This window comes from Paraburkholderia terricola (genome assembly GCF_003330825.1).
GTDB classification, from domain to species: Bacteria; Pseudomonadota; Gammaproteobacteria; order Burkholderiales; family Burkholderiaceae; genus Paraburkholderia; species Paraburkholderia terricola.
Genome location: NZ_CP024941.1, coordinates 1,822,133 through 1,839,030, shown reverse-complemented (window position 1 = coordinate 1,839,030; position 16,898 = coordinate 1,822,133). Strand labels below are relative to the sequence as shown.

Annotated in this window: 13 protein-coding genes and 1 pseudogene; 6 read left to right on the top strand and 8 right to left on the bottom strand. The window is 66.4% G+C overall.

What is annotated here, in order from left to right:
• Nucleotides 1–26 precede the first annotated feature (26 nt).
• From CUJ90_RS08310 to CUJ90_RS08285, 6 genes and pseudogenes are all read left to right on the top strand, one after another.
• Nucleotides 27–587 (top strand): hypothetical protein, encoded by a 561-nt coding sequence (locus CUJ90_RS08310; protein WP_114162397.1) that lies wholly within the window; start codon nt 27–29, stop codon nt 585–587.
• Nucleotides 584–1,216 carry a hypothetical protein gene (locus tag CUJ90_RS08305; protein ID WP_114162396.1) on the top strand — a complete coding sequence of 211 codons (633 nt, stop codon included), beginning with the start codon at nt 584–586 and terminating at the stop codon, nt 1,214–1,216. Before CUJ90_RS08310 ends, CUJ90_RS08305 begins: the two co-directional genes overlap by 4 nt.
• Before the next feature lie 135 nt (nt 1,217–1,351).
• Entirely contained in the window at nt 1,352–1,969 is a 618-nt protein-coding gene (locus tag CUJ90_RS08300) for a hypothetical protein (RefSeq protein WP_073426692.1), read from the top strand.
• 105 nt (nt 1,970–2,074) lie between these two features.
• Nucleotides 2,075–2,692 carry a hypothetical protein gene (locus CUJ90_RS08295; RefSeq protein ID WP_114162395.1) on the top strand — a complete coding sequence of 206 codons (618 nt, stop codon included), beginning with the start codon at nt 2,075–2,077 and terminating at the stop codon, nt 2,690–2,692.
• Nucleotides 2,693–2,910: 218 nt separating this feature from the next.
• Complete coding sequence (locus CUJ90_RS08290) at nt 2,911–4,938, top strand: hypothetical protein (protein ID WP_167449665.1); 2,028 nt, start codon at nt 2,911–2,913, stop codon at nt 4,936–4,938.
• 189 nt (nt 4,939–5,127) lie between these two features.
• Nucleotides 5,128–5,781: pseudogene (locus CUJ90_RS08285) on the top strand (zinc-dependent alcohol dehydrogenase family protein); the annotation flags it as partial.
• Between the two features lie 139 nt (nt 5,782–5,920).
• On the opposite strand, the gene CUJ90_RS08280 reads toward CUJ90_RS08285, so the two are convergent.
• The 8 genes from CUJ90_RS08280 to CUJ90_RS08245 form a co-directional block, all read right to left on the bottom strand.
• Nucleotides 5,921–7,021, bottom strand: a complete 1,101-nt coding sequence (locus CUJ90_RS08280; RefSeq protein WP_416448103.1) for a lactonase family protein — start codon at nt 7,019–7,021, stop codon at nt 5,921–5,923.
• Nucleotides 7,022–7,202: 181 nt separating this feature from the next.
• Nucleotides 7,203–8,759: a methyl-accepting chemotaxis protein gene (locus CUJ90_RS08275; protein WP_114162392.1), complete on the bottom strand. Its 1,557-nt coding sequence runs from the start codon at nt 8,757–8,759 to the stop codon at nt 7,203–7,205.
• A 96-nt stretch (nt 8,760–8,855) separates the two neighbouring features.
• Nucleotides 8,856–10,049 (bottom strand): GGDEF domain-containing protein, encoded by a 1,194-nt coding sequence (locus CUJ90_RS08270; RefSeq protein ID WP_114162391.1) that lies wholly within the window; start codon nt 10,047–10,049, stop codon nt 8,856–8,858.
• 358 nt (nt 10,050–10,407) lie between these two features.
• Nucleotides 10,408–11,310: an endo alpha-1,4 polygalactosaminidase gene (locus CUJ90_RS08265; protein WP_244219993.1), complete on the bottom strand. Its 903-nt coding sequence runs from the start codon at nt 11,308–11,310 to the stop codon at nt 10,408–10,410.
• A gap of 15 nt (nt 11,311–11,325) precedes the next feature.
• Nucleotides 11,326–12,699, bottom strand: a complete 1,374-nt coding sequence (pelG, locus tag CUJ90_RS08260) for an exopolysaccharide Pel transporter PelG (RefSeq protein ID WP_114162390.1) — start codon at nt 12,697–12,699, stop codon at nt 11,326–11,328.
• Nucleotides 12,699–14,357: a GT4 family glycosyltransferase PelF gene (pelF, locus tag CUJ90_RS08255; RefSeq protein ID WP_114162389.1), complete on the bottom strand. Its 1,659-nt coding sequence runs from the start codon at nt 14,355–14,357 to the stop codon at nt 12,699–12,701. Before pelF ends, pelG begins: the two co-directional genes overlap by 1 nt.
• Nucleotides 14,354–15,391 carry a tetratricopeptide repeat protein gene (locus CUJ90_RS08250; RefSeq protein WP_114162388.1) on the bottom strand — a complete coding sequence of 346 codons (1,038 nt, stop codon included), beginning with the start codon at nt 15,389–15,391 and terminating at the stop codon, nt 14,354–14,356. The genes pelF and CUJ90_RS08250 overlap by 4 nt, the downstream gene beginning before the upstream one ends.
• Before the next feature lie 4 nt (nt 15,392–15,395).
• Nucleotides 15,396–16,802, bottom strand: a complete 1,407-nt coding sequence (locus CUJ90_RS08245) for a PelD GGDEF domain-containing protein (protein WP_114162387.1) — start codon at nt 16,800–16,802, stop codon at nt 15,396–15,398.
• Nucleotides 16,803–16,898: the final 96 nt, after the last annotated feature.

Here is a 16,898-nt window from a genome sequence, read left to right as displayed (position 1 = left end):
GAACCCGATCCGAACCAGGAGCCGTCATGCTCTCGACCTTTATCACGCAGTGGGAAACCGCCAATCTCGCCGCCTTCCGTTTGTTCAGCCAGCTCGTCGCGCAGTCGGCTCATCCCGCTGGACTCGCGGGCGCCGCGACCGATCCCGGCGCGTGGCGCGCGCTCACGCGCACCGCGTTGCAAAGCGCCCAGCAGTACAGCGCCGCATCGCAGTCGGCATTGGACGCCGGCTGGCGCGAGCAGCGCGAGCGCTTCGCGCTGACCGGCGCGGCGGCCGCGATCAAGGAACTGGCCGCGATTCACGCCGACCTCGCGACGCGCATCGCGCAAGGCCACGCGCAACACAGCGGCGCGCTCAGCGACGCCGCCGCGCAATACCTCGACGACCTCTCGCGCAGCCGCAATGCCACCGACGCCGCGATGGCCTTCGGCCGCTTCGCGACCGACCTGCAGGCGCAGAGCCGCGCGCAAGCGCTGCATGCCGCGTCGGTTGCCGGCAGCGTGTCGCCGGCGCTCACCCAGTGGGTCGAAAAGCACCTCGCGGACGGCACCACGGACACAACCGATTCCACGGAGCCAGCGCAATGAACATCCAACTGCGCTTCATCAACCGGTCCAACGATCGCGGCAACAGCGAAGTGGTGCTGTTCCAGCGCAACGTGGTGCCCGATTTCGACGAGCTGGCGATCGCGTGGAAAGTGATCCGCTTCTGCGGCCGCGACTGTATCCATCCGTTCGTCTACTCGACCGCGATCGAAATCGCGCTGGGCGACGAGCACGGCAACTACTCGCCGCGCGCCACCGCGCAGGATGGCGAACGATTCATGGTCGGCGTCCATCCGACCGGCCGCGCCCGGCTGGTCGCCGAGCCGGCGCCGGCGGGCGGCGTCGGCGCCGGCGCGGGGATCGAGGTGGTCAACCGCATGACGCGCGGCGCGGTCAACGTCAACGCGTTCAGCGCGGGCAAGCTGATCGCCGCCAAATGGGCCGTCGCGCCGGCCCAGAAGGCCGTGTTCCGCTTCACGCCCGTGCTGTGGATCGGCGCCGCGTCGCAAGTGCAGGAAGGCCGCGCGCTGAGTTCCGCCGTGCTGTCGAGCGACAACACCATGCTGCCGCTCGCGGGCATCGCCGCGGCCGACATCGTGATGACGGGCGGCGGCGGCGGCGCCGACGCGCAGCCCTTCGGCTTCGCGCTCGAAAACGTCGTGCACGTGTAGCGCCTTTCACGCGACGACGCCCGCCGCCCGGCGGGCTCCCCTCCGGTTTCGTTTGACGGCCGGCCCGCCGGGCCGGCCGGTGGGAAGGTGCGCGGCAAACCGATTGCCGTATTTCAAACTTCAAGGAGCAGGCAAGTGGACATTCAGCTTAACTTCGTCAACCGTTCGAATGACGCTAACAATTCGAGCATCGTGATCTTCCAGAAAAACGTCGCGACCGACTTCGACGAACTGGCGATCGCGTGGAAGGTCATCCGCAACTGCGGCCAGGGCGACAATCATCCGTTCAAGTTTCCGATGACGATGAACGTGAGCGCGAGCGACAGCTACGGCAATTACATGCCGCAGCAGCCCGCGAGCAACGGCCAGGTGTTCCAGATCGTGCGCTCCACCTCGGGCGACGTGCTCACGCTCGGCACCGAGCCGGGCAACAGCTCCGAGGTGCAGGTCCGCAACGATCTGCCGAACGGCGCGGCGAACGCGACCATCTACAAGGACGGCAGTCCGCTCGCGACCAAGACGTCGATCGCGCCGGGGCAAAAAGCCGTGTTCCAGTTCAAGCCGACGCTGTGGATCGGCGTGGCGTCGCAGATCGAACAGGGCGCGTTGCTCAATTCGGCGGTGATCTCCGACATCAATACCGAGCTCTCGCTGCTCGGCATTGCCAGCGCCGACATCGTCATGACGGGCGGCGGTCCCGGCCCGCGTTCGCTGCCGTTCACGTTCCGGCTCGAACACGTCGTCATGGCTTGACGAGGTCGCGGCGTTTCCACACGCGGCAACATCCAGGCAACACCCAGGCGGCGCGGGACCTCGCATGGTCCAGCACCGTCTCACTCCATTCGGAAAAGGTCAGTCATGGACATCCAGCTCAACTTCATCAACCTCTCCAACGACGTCAACAACAGTCAGGTCGTGATGTTCCAGAAGAACGTCTCGACGGATTTCGACGAACTCGCGATTGCGTGGAAGGTGATCAGCAACTGCGGGCGGGGAGACAATCATCCGTTCGTGTTTCCGATGCAAACCACCCTCACCGCCAGCGACGCCGACGGCAACTACATGCCGCGGCGGCCCGCGAAAAACGGCCAGATGTTCAGCGTCACGCGCGCGGCCTCCGGCAATGTGCTGGGCGTGGCGGGCGCAGCGTCGAGCTCGCGGGAGATCCAGTTGCGCAACGACTTGCGCAGCGGCGCGATCACCGCCGGCGTGTTCAAGGACAACCGGCTGCTCGCGCACAAGACGGGCATCGTGCCGGGACAGAAGGCCGTGTTCGAATTCAAGCCGACGCTGTGGATCGGCACGGCGTCGCAGATCGAGCAAGGCGCGGTGATGAATTCGGCGGTGCTCTCCGATATCAACACCGAACTCTCGCTGCTCGGCATCGCGCGCTGCGACATCGTGATGACGGGCGGCGGCGGCGGCACGACGGCGGTGCCGTATCAGTTCCGGCTCGCGAACGTGGTGATGGCTTGATCGAACGCCGATGCCGTAAAACAGCCGGCCCGCATGTCGCGGGCCGGTTCGCTTTTGAGCGCCCGAAAACGCCATGACGAAAGACCTCGATTCGTCGCGCATAGTGGCAAGCCCGCGGCGGCGAGGCTTACGTAAAACTTCCAATCAAGTTGTACAGTAGGGTGCCGTTAATCGCGTCAATGCCATTCCTCCTCGACCTGGAATTACCCATGCGCCGATTGATCGTCTCCACCGCCCTGCTCGCCTGCCTCCCCTTCATGTCCGTGTTGCTCGCCGCTTGCGGCGGCAGCGCCGCGTCGCCGCGCATGGTGGACGGCAGCGTGTATCTCGGCCCGGTCGCGGGCGCGACCGTCAGCGCATATGCGATCGACAGCGACGGCAAGATCGGCGCGACGCCGGTCGCGCACACCATCAGCGATGAAAACGGCCGCTTCGCCTTGCCCGCCGATCTGCATTGGCCGCTGCTGCTGCGCGCGAGCGGCGGGTCGTATCTGGAGGAAGCCACCGGCACGAGCGCGTCGGTCGACGGCGGCACATTGTCTGCCGTGTATGTGGCGCGGCCCTCGGCGATGCTGGTGTCCGCGTTTTCGAGCGCGGTGGTCGCCGATGCGCAGGCCGCGGGCGGCTTGACGCCCGCGAATATCGCGGCAGCCACCGCGCGCGTCGCCGCGTTTCTCGGCGGCATCGACCCGCAGCAAACCCCGCCCGCGTTCGTCGCCGCGGACACGCCGACCGGCACGATCACGGACGGCAACCGCATGGCGCTCGCGCTCGGCGCGGAATCGCAAAGCCGCGGCGACACCGGCGCGACGCTCGCGGCTAGCGTGCAAAACATCGTCGCGCAGTCGGCCAGGGGCGACACGCTGGCCGCTTGCCACGCGGGCGCGGGCAACCTCGCCGCGGACGGCACGCTCGCCGCGCCCGCCGACGAGGCCTGCCCGGTCACGACCGGCGCGGCGAACTTCAGCGTGAATCCGCTGAACCGCTCGGGTATCACGTCGTTGGCGATGCTGAACGCCACCCAGGCATCGGACAATCAGACCGCCACGGCGTCGGGCGCCGCGTGCGGCGACCGCGTCGCCTTGCTCGCTGAAAACCTGTGGCTGTTCCAGGGCCGCAAGAACGACGTGCAGGCGTCGCTCGCGCCGGGCATGACGAGCAGCAACTGGTCGACCTATCCGACCGCCAGCACATGGGGCCCGCACGCCGCGAGCTACGGCAGGATCGCGCCGCCCGCGTCGTGCGCCGACGTCGACACGTTCAGGCGCGAACTCGTGATGGCGATCGAGAACTACTGGGTCGATCAGAACCTGAACTACTGCCACCATCACATTCCGGGCTGGACGCCGCCCGAGAACACCGGGTCGATCGACTATCGCGATTCGTCGGCCGGCAGCACCAGCGGCGGTTCGGCCGACGCCCATTCGGCCAGCATGACCTGCACCGCGCAGCGCGGCGCCGACGGCGCGCAGACCATTCAGACCGCGGCGTCGCAAACGCCCGCTCCGATCACGTCGCAAGCGCTGATGTGGAACGGCGCGGACTGCTCGAATTTCACGTCGTGGGTCTATAACTTCGCGGGGCTCGCCAGCAATCAGTTGTCGGGCGCCATCGGCGCGCAGGCGTGCGCGACGCCCGCCAGCGGAGTCGATCCGTTGACGGGCGTGCTGCTCGACATCAACCGCGGCAACATCGGCGCGATGGAGCAATACCTGTTGCCCGGCGACCTGCTGTACATCACGCAGAAAGACAAGGTCGGCAGCGGCACCTTCGCCGACGACTACAAGCTCGCGCACGTGATTACGTGGACCGGCAAGCGCTTCAGCGATTTGCAGGCCGGCGCCGATCGCGCGAAATACGACGTGAACCGCATCGGCCAACCGGACTCGCGGCTGGGCGGCGACTTTCAGGCGCTGCTCGGTCCGACCGATACGCTCGCGAATCTCGGCCAGCCCGGACACGATCCGTGGATGATCATCGACAGCCACTATGCCGGCCCCGCCTACCGTCCGTTCCTCGGCTGGTACGCGGGCAGCCTCTCGCACGTGCGGCGCATCATCGGCGCGGACGCGGCCGCGGCCGATCCGCAACTCGCCGCGCTCGTGATCCGGCCGCTGCCGCCGACGCGCAAGGGCTGGCTCACGCTCGCGTCGAAACAGGCCAACGCGACGGCCGCCAGCGGCTACCGGCTCGTCTATCAGACCACGGGCACGCAGGCCTGCTATCAGGCCGGCACGCCGCAATGAGGCTCGCCATGCGGCAGCCGCATGGCGACGTCGAATCCCGCCTTCAGCATGTCGACATGATCTCAGGAGCTTTGCCGAATCGATCCCGGTGGCCGCAGGCGAACTCGCCCAAGGCAATCTGGACCTCTCGCGGCGGCCCGAGGAACAGGCCGCCTCGCTGGATCGAAGGGCCGCGAGCACGTCGCCGGTGAAACGAGCCTCGCGCCGATCCCGGCGCATCTCGGCTATGAGGAAGCCGCGACGCTGTCGTGTGTCGGCGTGACCGCATGGAACGCGCTGTTCGCGGACGGCGACGCCAAACCCGGCGCGACGGTCGTGCTGCTCGGCACGGGCGGCATGTCGATCTGCGCGTTGCAACTGGCGCACGCGGCGGGTCTGCGCACGATCATCACGTCGTCGAGCGACGAGAAACTGGAGCGCGCGCGCAAGCTCGGCGCGAATGAAACCATCAACTACCGGCGCACGCCCGAATGGCAGGACGAAGTGTCGAGGCTGACCGATGGCGTGGGCGCGGACATCGTCGTGGAGGTGGGCGGCCGGGACACGCTGCCGCGCTCGGTGGCCGCCACGAAAATGGGCGGGCTCGTGTCAATCATCGGCGGCGTGAGCGGCTTCGCGGGACCGGAGCTCGGACTGCTCGCCGTGATCGGCGGCATCAAGCGGCTGCACGGCATCATGGTGGGCAGCCGCTCGATGCTCGACGACGTCGTCAAGCTCGTCGACGCGCATCGAATCAGGCCGGTCGTGGATCGCGTGTTCGGTTTCGAGGATGCGCCGGCCGCGTATCGGCATCTCGAGTCGGGCCAGCACTTCGGCAAGGTGGTGATTCGCGTCGCGCCGTAACGCGGCGCTGCTCGATCCTTGATGTCGTCGATGTCGTCGATGTCGTGAATGAATCGAGCAAAGGCGGTGTGCGTGCCGCGTGTCACGGCACGCACGTTTGCAGCTTCATGCGCGGCGCCCGCGGGCGCCGCGCCAGCACTCAATTGCCATTCGTGCCGTCGAACCGGACGATCTCGATCCAGTTCGCACCCTTGCCGACCGGATACTGACCGATTGCGCTCAACGCGCCGCTCTTGCGGTCGATGCGGTAAGCGCTCAGGCTCGTCGACAACTGCCCGGCCGCCAGCAGGTAATGGCCCGATGGATCGATGTTGAATCCGCGCGGCTGCTTCTCGGTCGGATACGTGCCGATGCGCGTCAGCTTGCCCGAGGCCGTGTCCACCTTGTAGGCCGCCAGCGTGCTGGAGGTGCGCTCCGACGCGTACAGAAAGCGTCCGTCGGGCGTCAGGTGGATATCGGCGCCCCAGGGCTTGTCGCCCGAAAAGTCGGGCGGCAGGATCGAGATGGTCTGGATCGGCTTGACGTTGTCGCCGGCGCGATTGAACGCGAGCACGTGCAGCTTGCCGTCGAGTTCATCGATCAGATACGTGAAGCGCTGATCCGGCGAAAACACGAAGTGGCGCGGGCCCGATTTCGGCGGCAGCGAATAGGCGGGCGCGGGGTCGTCGGCGAGGCGGCCGTTGGCGGCGTCGAACTTCAGACGCAGCCACGCATCCGCGCCGAGCACCGAGGCGAACGCGAAGCGGTTGTCGGACGTAGTGCGGATCGCATGCGCCATCGGTCCGGTCTTGACGGTCTGCTGCACGTCGCCGGCCACGCCGTCGCGGCCGATCGGGTTCACCGCCAGCAGGTTGCCGCCATAAGAGGCCGAGAGCAGGTAGCGGCCCGTCGCGTCCGTCGAGACGTAGGCCATGCTGTCCGCGAGCGGCGCTCGCGCGAGTTCGATCAGCCGGCCGTCGAGCGGATTGACCGCGAAGCTCACCACGCGATACGGCTTGGAACGCAGCCCCGCGTACAGCCGAAGATGATCGGGCGACAACGCGAGGGGCATGACCGTGCCCGCGACCGCGACGGTCTGCACCGGCGCGAGCGCGCCGTTCGATTCGTCGAGGCTGAACACCGAGATATCCTGGCTGTCGGCATTCGATACATACGCATAGGTCGCGGCCTGCGAGACGCCGGACACGACAGCGGTGCCCAGCACGATGGCGGCTACACCCAGGGCGCGTTTAACGCTCATGCTCATACTCCCGTTGGAAAGATTGGAATCGTTGGAATGATCGGAACGACCCGCGCCGGCGGGTGAAGACTCACCGGACAACCGACCCGGCTCGCAGCTTATCTCATCGCGCGGCGCGTGCCTGATCCGGCACGGCCGCGCGTCGCGATTAATGCACGGCTAATGCGCGGTCAATTCGTGGCTAATGCGCGGCGAGTCGGAATGCGGACACGGCATACGTCATCGACTGCGCCTGCTGTTCGAGCGCGCTCGCGGCGGCGGCCGCCTGTTCGACCAGCGCGGCGTTCTGCTGGGTCACCTGGTCCATCTGGCTGACCGCCTGCCCCACCTGCTCGATGCCGGCGCTCTGCTCGACGGTCGCCGAGGTGATCTCGGCCATGATCGTCGCGACGCCCTGCACCGCGCCGACGATCTCGTTCATGGTCTGCCCCGCCTGCACGACGAGTTCGTTGCCGCTGCGGATATCGTCGACCGACGCGGCGATCAGCGCCTTGATTTCCTCGGCGGCGTTCGCGCTGCGCTGCGCGAGCGTGCGCACTTCGCCCGCCACCACCGCGAAGCCGCGGCCCTGCTCGCCCGCGCGCGCCGACTCCACGGCCGCGTTCAACGCGAGGATGTTGGTCTGAAACGCGATGCTGTTGATCATGCCGGTGATCTCGGCGATCTTGTGCGAACTGGCCGTGATGGCCGTCATCGTCTGCACCGCGCGCTGCACCACGTCGCCGCCGCGTTGCGCGACGTCGGCCGCGTTGGCGGCCAGCGTGCTGGCCTGACGCGCGTTGTCGGCGTTCTGCTTCACCGTCGAGGTCAGCTCCTCCATGCTTGCCGCGGTTTCCTCCAGCGAAGCCGACTGCTGCTCGGTCCGGCTCGACAGATCGACGTTGCCGGCGGCGATCTCGCGCGCGCCGCCGTGGATCGCCTCGCAATTCACGCGCACGTTCGAGACGGTCCGCGCGAGTCCCGACTGCATCCTCGACATGGCGTTGAATAGCTGGCCGACCTCGTTCTTCCCGCCTTCCGGGATCGACGTGGTCAGATCGTTACCCGCTATCCGGTCGAGCAGCGCGGAGGCCTGCTGCAACGGACGGATCACGATCCCGCGCAGCGCGAAATGCGTCGCCACGATCAAGGCGAGCGCGAGCGCCACGCCCGTCACCACCATGCCGACGACCCACGCGTATTCGCGGTCGCCCTGGGCGGCGGATTCCGTGGAGAGCGCATCGGCGAGCTTCTGAAACTTCTCGACGTTGGCCGAATACGCCGCGCCCGAGGCCGTGATGTCCTTGTCGTTGATCGCGACGTAGGCGTTGGTGTCGCCGCGCCGCAGCGCGTCGAATGCGGTGTTCAGGAGCGCGGCCAACGAGGTCGACGAATCGAGAAGCTGTTGCTTCAACGCTTCGTCCTGGCCGGGAAAGAGCGCTGCCGCGCGGAACGCCTTCGTTTCGCGATCCGCTCGGTCCAACGTGGTCTGCGCGCTTTTGAGCGCGGAGTCGCGCGTCTGTTCGTCATTGCGCTCCTTCAATGCCGAGTAGGCGCGCGTGAGCGCCGCGCGGGTGCGGGTCGTGTCTTTATAGGCGTCGTTGACGAGCACTTCCTGGCTCGCGATCTCGTGCAGAAGCCGGGCGTTGTCATTGGACCGGCCGAGCGTGAGCACGCCCACTACGCCGCCGAACAGGATCATCCCTGCAAAAACCACCAGCACCGCGAGGAGGCTATGTCTTATTGTCAAATTGCGCATCGAGCCAGAGTCCGTTGGTTATCGTATGACTCGTTAACGACCGGGATGCGCCGACCTTTAATTCCGGCTGAACACCGCTGCCAGCTTCGCGCGCGCTCAAGCCATGTCGAGCGTCGACGCGTCCAGCGTCTGATCCGACAACTCGGTGAGAACCCGATTGCGTCCGGCACGTTTCGCGGCGTAGAGCAACTGATCGGCGCGCGCCAGCAACGCCGCGACCGCCTCGCCAGGGCGATAGCGGGCAATGCCGGCACTCGTCGTGACGCGCAGCGTTGCGTCGATTTCGTCGAAGCGCGACGACTCCAGCACGGTGCGCAAGCGCTCGGCGATCCGGTACGCGAACTTACCGTCGGCGCCCGGCAGCAGAAGCACGAACTCCTCGCCGCCGATCCGCCCCACCACGTCTTTCTCGCGCACCGCGCCGCGCAGGATCGCGCCGAACTGGCGCAGCACCGCGTCGCCGGCCGCATGGCCGTAACGGTCGTTGATGGACTTGAAGTTGTCGATATCGAACGCGATCAGCGCGAGCGGCTGGCTTCGCTTGTCCGCGACGCGGCGGCCCGCGAGGCGTTCGAACGCGCGCCGGTTCAGGGTTTCGGTGAGCGAGTCGAGATCGCGTTCGAGAACGAGCCGGTCGATCACGTCCGACATCGCCGCGGCCAGCAGCACGAGTCCCAACACGGCGCCCATCAATGCGAGCGACAGTTGCAGCAGAACCCAGAACATGCTCTGCGCGAAGGGCGCGGTGCTATGCGGCAAGGGTTGAATGACGGTGAGCGGCGTCCTGATGAAAAAACTCGCGCCGAAAATCAGCAGCACCCAGAGAAGAATGTGATTGATGGTGCGGCCACGGCAGCGTTTCCTGAAACGGAGCGCGGTGAACACCATCAACAGCCCGGCGCTGAGATTCAGAATGTAGATCCGCACCAGCAGGTTCGAGGCGACGTAGGAGAAGTAGTACATGCCGCCCATCACCAGCATGAACATCGACGCATGCGCGGCGAACCGCAACCGAAGCCCGGCCCTGCGCAAGACGCCTTCGGCCAGCAGTTGAATGCTGAGCACGTAAAACGCGGCCGATAGCAGCGCGTTCGATCGCCATTCATCCGGCAGATGGCAGATCTGCACCGCCGAGCCGAGTGCGAAAGCACCAAAGGAAGCGGCCAGAAAGCGCAGATAGCGCAGCCGTTTGTCGTAGACCCACGCCCAGGCGAAGCTGAGCGCAAAGACGGCGGTAATGCCTGGGATGATGAGTTGAATCAGTTGATTGGGCGTTATATGAGCAGGCATGTGGCTCGTTCTCCGCTGCGCTGCCGGCCCGGAACAATCGGGCAATCGGGCCTGTGGGCGGCGGTTTCGACAGAGCGTGTATCGTCGCCAGCCGCCATTGACGACTCTGCCAGAAATGGACGTGGCGCCCGGTACGGCCGCACGATTGTACGCTCCAGGTCAGTGAACCGGACGCCCCGCGGGCATGGCCGGTTCGCTCATAGGCGCTCAGGTCCGTGTTTGGGATTGGGTCTTTCGAGGCCGTATTCAAGGCCGCTCGACGCGGCAAGGTGCGGGTCACGCCGCCGCTTCGGCCCGCCATGGCCCGCTACGGCCCGCGACGGCCCGGCCCTGCGTTCGTCGCGTGCCTGCGCCACGGCTACTGTTTCATCGCGCGAGCCGGCCCCGTGCCGACCGTTTGCAGACCGCCATCCGTCACATACGGAACGATGCCCGCCGCGCTGATCCGGCTCGCGGTCTGGGTCGCGCAGGCGTCGTCCGCGGGCGCGCAATAGTCGATTGCGAGTACCGGCAGCCGGTATTGCTCGCGAATCGTTTTCGCCTGCCCCAGCAGCCATTCGCGATCGGCCGGCGCGATCTCCGTGTAGCGCTGCCCCGCCTGGTCCCAGCCGCGATACAGCGATTCGAATGCCACCGCGGACACCAGCGAATGAACCTGCGGCAGGATCTCGAAGCCGCGATTGAAAATCAGCCGCGCACGCGGAAAGCGCGCCTTGATCGCGCGAACGACCGCGACCAGACCGCGTTCCTGCCGCGCCCTCGTTGCATCCGTTTTGGCGACGAGCTGGTAGGAATCGAGCGTGTCGAGAAAGAAGCCGCGGTAGCCCTTCTTCCACAGCGGCGCGATCACATGCTCGACGTAGAACGCGGGCCAGTCCGCCGCGTCCTGATCGATCACCGTCGCGCCCCACACCGCGTTGTCGCCGGCTAGCCACGCCTTTGGAATCGCCGCGTAATACGAACGCTGCGGCGTCACCTCCCCCACGCTCACATAGGCGAACCACGCGGTACGCGCGCTTTTGTGCCTGAGCGGCTCGAAGCCGCTATCCGGTTCGATCACCGCGACATCGAATTCGCGCAGCCGGCTGACCGGCGGCTGCGCGCCGTAAAAGAGCGCAATGGACGGCGCGACGCCCGCGTCGGCCGACGCGCGTTCATGCGCGACCGACGACAGCAAGCCGACGATCACGAGACGCGCCGCGCCCACGACACGCCGATAAAACCCGCGCATCGAAGCACGCCCGCGCAGCGCATTGCTCATCTGAAATTCTCCCGCCTAGTTGCGCAGCATGTACGTCTCGTACTCGAGCGACGCGAATTTGCGATCCAGCATCATCACCGCGGCCATCACGACGACGAGCAGCGCGAGCGCGAAACCATAGCCGTACCAGTCCGGCCCGAGCCACAGCGTCATGCCGGTGAACAGCCCGTTCAGCACGACGAAGGCCGCCGTGAGCCTGAGCACGGCGCGGCGTCCGTCGAGATAGAAGAACACGTTCAGCAAACCGAGCAGCAACACTTGCAGACTGGCCGAGATCACATCCACGATGAGCAGCGGCAGATACAAGGTGGAAATGCCCAGCGCTTCGAGCACGAGGTGGCCGAACGCGAGAATCAGCAGCAGCACGACAGCCTGGATTTTCACGATCTCGAAGAGCCCCGCGCGCACGCTGCCGACCATCATGTCGCGCATGTCGTTGATGTGGCGCAGCGTCGCGCCGCTGCGCACGGCGTCGTAGAAGCGGTCGTAATACTCGACGAAATCCGCCTCGATCCGCACGAGGAAGGTCGCCATGCCGGGCATCACGCACACGTAGGCGATGAACACGGGAAGGTCGTAGATCACCGATGCATGCAGCGGTCCGATCACGCGCGCGCCCGTTTGCGGCGCGTACCAGAACATGAACTTGTCGATCCACACGCCGAGGTTGAATAGCAGCCCGACGAGCGCGAGGCTCGGATACGCGAAGCGCTTTTCCAGCACCTCGAACGAGATGAAGCGCTCGCTTTGGTAGTTGCGGTAGATCAGCCCCGACAGCCCCGCGAGCAGCACGATATGGCCCGCCACGAAGCCGCCGAGCAGGCCCGGCAATCCATGACGATTCAGCATCAATGCGAACGCGACGGTGCAACCGTAGCCGAGCGCGAATACATAGAGAATCTGCCGATATTGTTTGACGCTCGACAGAAAGATCACCGCGATCCAGATATTGCTGACGACGACGAAGCCCGCCACCATCAGCAGCCGATAGACGAGCGGCTCGCCGCGAAAGCCGAACGCCACCGCGAGCACGCCGAGTACGCCCGAGGCCGCCGTCGAGATCAGCACGACGCCGTTGTAGTTGGACAGCACCAGATCGTCGCGCTTTTCGAACAGGCGGTCGGAGATGAAGCGCGTAAACGACAGTTGCAGCGGACCGGTCAGGATCAGGCTGCAGGCAATCAGATACGTCACCGACACCTGGAACTGCACGATCGCGTACTTCGGTATCACGAACGCGAGGCTCAACAGGCCGATGATCAGAATGCCGAAGATCGACAGAATCAGCGGCCCCGAGCTGATCAGCCCCGCGTACGCGTAGGCGCGCGCGACGCCGAACAGCGTCTGGTGCTTGAGTATCTTGCGGAGTTCGAAACCGATGCCGGCCATCAGCGCACCTCTTGCGGTTGAAGCCGCGCGCCGCCGTCCGGCGCGCCATGATGCATCGGACAGCCGCCGCGCGCGGCGGCGGCCTGGCCGCTCGCGCGATCGGCCAGCGTGGGCGCGGCCGTCAAACGTTCATACAGCACACGGTATTGATCGATCATCTGCTTCTTCGTATAGAAACGCCGCACGCGCGCGAGGCCGGCCTGTTGCGCCGCGAGCCAGCGCGGTTCGTCGCCGAGCAGGTCGAGCACGGCTTGCGCGAACGCGGCCGGATTCGCGATCGGCACGACGCTGCCGGCCGAGCCCAACGCGCGGTCGTCGTCGCCGTAGCCTTCGATCAACTGGCGGCATGAGCCCACGTCGGTCGTGATCGCCGGCACGCCGGCCGCGAAGCCTTCCAGCACGACGAGCGGCAAGGCCTCGCTGATCGAGGTCAGCGCGATCACGTCCACCTGCGGCAGGATCTCGTCGATGCGCTGAAAGCCGAGGAACTTCACGTTCGCCGCGAGCCCGAGACTTTGCACCAGCGCGCGGCACTCCAGCGCATAGGCCGGATCTTCTTCTTGCGGGCCGACGATCCAGCCTTCGATATCGGGCATCGTCCGCGACGCGATAAAAAGCGCGCGAATGAAGGTCTTGATGTCCTTGATCGGCACCACGCGGCCGATCAGCGCGACCACCTTGCGCGCACGCGCCACGCGTTGCGCGACGAGCGGCGCGAGCGCGTCCACGTCCACGCCGTTCGGAATGTTGCGCGTGCGCGAGGCCTGCGCGCCGTCGGCGATCTGCCGCTGGCGATTGGTCTCGTAGAGCGCGACGATGTCGTCGGCGGCGTCGTAGGCGAGCTTGCCGAGCGCTTCGAAGAAACGCACCCACAGTTCGCGGAAATAGCTGATCCTGGAGATGTCGCGCTCGAACGCGCCGCGGTTGTCGCGGATCCACTGGCTTTGCAGCAGGTCGATCTTGCGTTCCTTCGTGTAGATGCCGTGCTCGGAGACGAGCAGCGGCCGTCCGCTCCGATAATGCAGCAGCGCGCCGAGAAAGCCCGCATAGCCCGTCGACACCGTGTGATACATCTTCGCCGGCGGCAACTGTTCGGCCACGCGCGCAAGCTGCCACAGCGGCTTGTGCATGATCCGCACGGTCCAGAAGTAGTCGGTAAACGAAGGGTCCGTGCAATAGCGATGGTACTGGTCGACGATGAAGTCCCACGCCGCGCGGCTGGAGAGAAACTGTTCCTCGTTGAGCGGGCCGTGGTCGCCGATCAGTTGCACCATGTCGGCCATCAGCGCGCCGGGGCTTGGGGCCAGGTTCGCGCCAGGATTCGAGCCGCCGTTGCGCCACGCGTCGTGCAAGGCGGCCGAGCGTGCAAACGCTTGCGCATCGCCGGGAATTTCACGCGACGCCTCCTTGTCGGCGAGCGCCGCTTCGTACAGGTAGTGCGCCTCGAAATGCACGACGTTATCCGGCAGCGCGTAGGCGGCGCCTTCGTAGTCCTCCTGGCGGCTGCCGACGAACACGATCGAAAAGCGCAGTTCGGGATACGAGCGGATCATGTCGTTGACCCAGCTCGACACGCCGCCGCGCACATAGGGGAACGTGCCTTCGAGCAGCAGGCAGACATCGGCGTCCGCGGCGCGGCGCAGCAGTGATGGTTTCATGTTGACCAGTAACGCGCGACAGGTTTGAGCATCGGCAGCGTCGCGGCATTGCCGAGCGACGCCAGCAGTTCGGACACGCGCGGAAAATCGCCGCGCAGGAATTCGACTTCGGCCAGCCAGGGCACGAGGCGCTCGCGCGGAAAGCCGAGCGCCTGGGCACGCGCCATGTAGGTGGCGGCTTCGTCGGCGGCGCCGTTCGCGAGCGCGAGGCGGCCGCGGATCATCCACAGCGCGGCGTCGCCGTCGTCGATATCGAGCGCCGCGCGGGCGTGGCGATCGGCCTGCTCCAGCGTGTGCCGGTAGACCGCGCCTTGCACCAGGTTCTGATAGATCAGCTCGAAATACAACTCGGCAAGCTGACGATTGATCGCGTGACGCCGCGTATCGGTGCTCGCCGTTTCCAGGCTTTGCGCGGTCTGGAAGATGCGCTGCGTCACCTCGTTTTCCGCCTGATCCAGCGTGCCGTAGGCGATCAGGCGCACGTCCTCGACCGGGTCGGCAAGCAATTCGCGCAGCAGCGTGCCGGTGGTGCGCGTCGGCATGGTTTGAATCGCGACGAGCGCCGACAGACGATCCGACGCATTCACCTGCGTATTCACGATGCGCGCCTGCAAGCGCGCGCCGCCGCCGTGCGAGACGCGCGACATCAGATGCGTGACGAACTCGGGCGCCGGCACGTCGTCCAGTTCCTCGCCGCTGTGCGAGCGCGGATAGCAGGCGGCCCACAGGCAGCTCGCAAGCACCACGAGCCCGCCGAACAGCGGCACGAACGCGCAGCCGAGCCACAGCAGCAGCACGCTCCAGCCGCGCGGCTCGCGATAGCGCACCGGCAGCAGCGCACGCACCAGCAGCGCCTGGAGCGCGCCGCCGAGCCCGTCGATCGCGACGACGGGCAGCAGCGGATCGAACGCGGTGTGCCGGTTCGCGATGCGCCAGATCAGCGCAAACTGCACGAGCGCGATGAGCACGATGCCGGCGAAAGCGGCGCTGGCGCGGAGCACGCTCGACGCGCGGCGGGTGGATTCGGAGCGCATGGCGTCAGACCTCGAGACCGCTGCGCACGAGAAGGCGCTTCAGCGCCGCGCCCGGCTCGCCGCCGCCGAGATGCAGCGTGTGCACGCCGATGCGCGCGCCTTCCAGATCGAGATTGAACTGCGCGCGCAGGCTCGCTTCGATCCGCGCGAGATAGCCGTCCACGCCGGTCGCATCGGTGGCGGGCATCAGGTTGATCAGCACCGAGCGCCCCGCCGCCTTCACCGGCCACATCAGATCGAGCGCGCGGCGGCGGCGCATCACATGCTCGAAGAAGGAATCGCCCTCGTCGTCGTGCGGAAACACCAGCGCGACCAGCGACGAGGTAATGCCCGCCGTGCCTTCGAGACGCGTGAGGCGGCTCACGTCGAGCGCGAATTCATACGGGCAGTCGGGCACCGCATGCAGGATCGTGCGCACCTGCCGCGAGTGTTCGACGCCGTCGGCGTAGTAGCCGAGCAGGACCAGCAGCAATTGCAGGTTGTCGAAGTTCAGCGACAGGAACGGCATGCGCCTGATCGCCAGCACGGCGAGCAGGCGCCCGTCCGCCGAGATCACCGGCGCGCACACCAGCAGGCTCGTGTGCGTGGCCGGATGCCCGCCGCTCCTGATATGCGCGACCGCCTGCGTTTCGAGCGCGCGGGCGACGAGTTCGTCGCGCGGCTCAAGGTCGAACGCATCGCCGATGCGCGCGAGCGCTTCATGCGCGAGCTTGCCCTCGTGCACCGCATACAGCGCGGCTACTTCGATCTGACACGCCTGGGCGACGAATTCGAGCAACGCCTGCGCGCCCGGCAGCGTCCGCGCCGGCGTCATCGGCACGGTGTCGAGCCCGTGCGCGACCGACAGGCGGCGCAACTCGGTGATCGAATCGCGCAGCGTGGTCGGCTTCGACAACAGATCCTTTTCGAGCCGCTCATGCGACAGGCGCATCAGGTAATGGCTGTTCGTGATCGCGACGAGCCGGTCGTTCAGGTAATCGTTCAACGCGTTCGCGCGCTGCGCGCGGTTGCCCCACGTATCGCCGAAATGCCCCGCGACGATGGTCTGCAACAGGCCGCCGGTGAAGAACAGCGTCGGCCATGCGTCGGCGCTGCCGCGCATCAGCACCTGCCATGCGCCGATCAGCATCGCGCACGCCAGCAGACCGAGCAGCGTGCCGTAGCGCAGCGCGACGATCAGCGGCGCGAACCACAGCCACGGAAAACCCGCGTGCAGCAGGAACGGATCGTTGCGGTCGAGCGCCCAGCTCAACACGCCGATGGCCGCGACGAACGCGATCGTCTCGACGATGGAAAACGGCCGCGCCACCGCGGGCGCAACGAAACGCCGCAACGCGCTCAGATTGCCGAGCGGATTCGAATGGCGCGGCTTCGCCGCACTGGCGGCGGATTGCGCGGTGACGGTATTCACAGCCGACTCCTCATGACGTGTCGAGATACGGATGACAGCGTGCTTGCGCGACGCGGGACGTGACGCAAGATGTGAAGCAAAACCTGAAGCAACCCG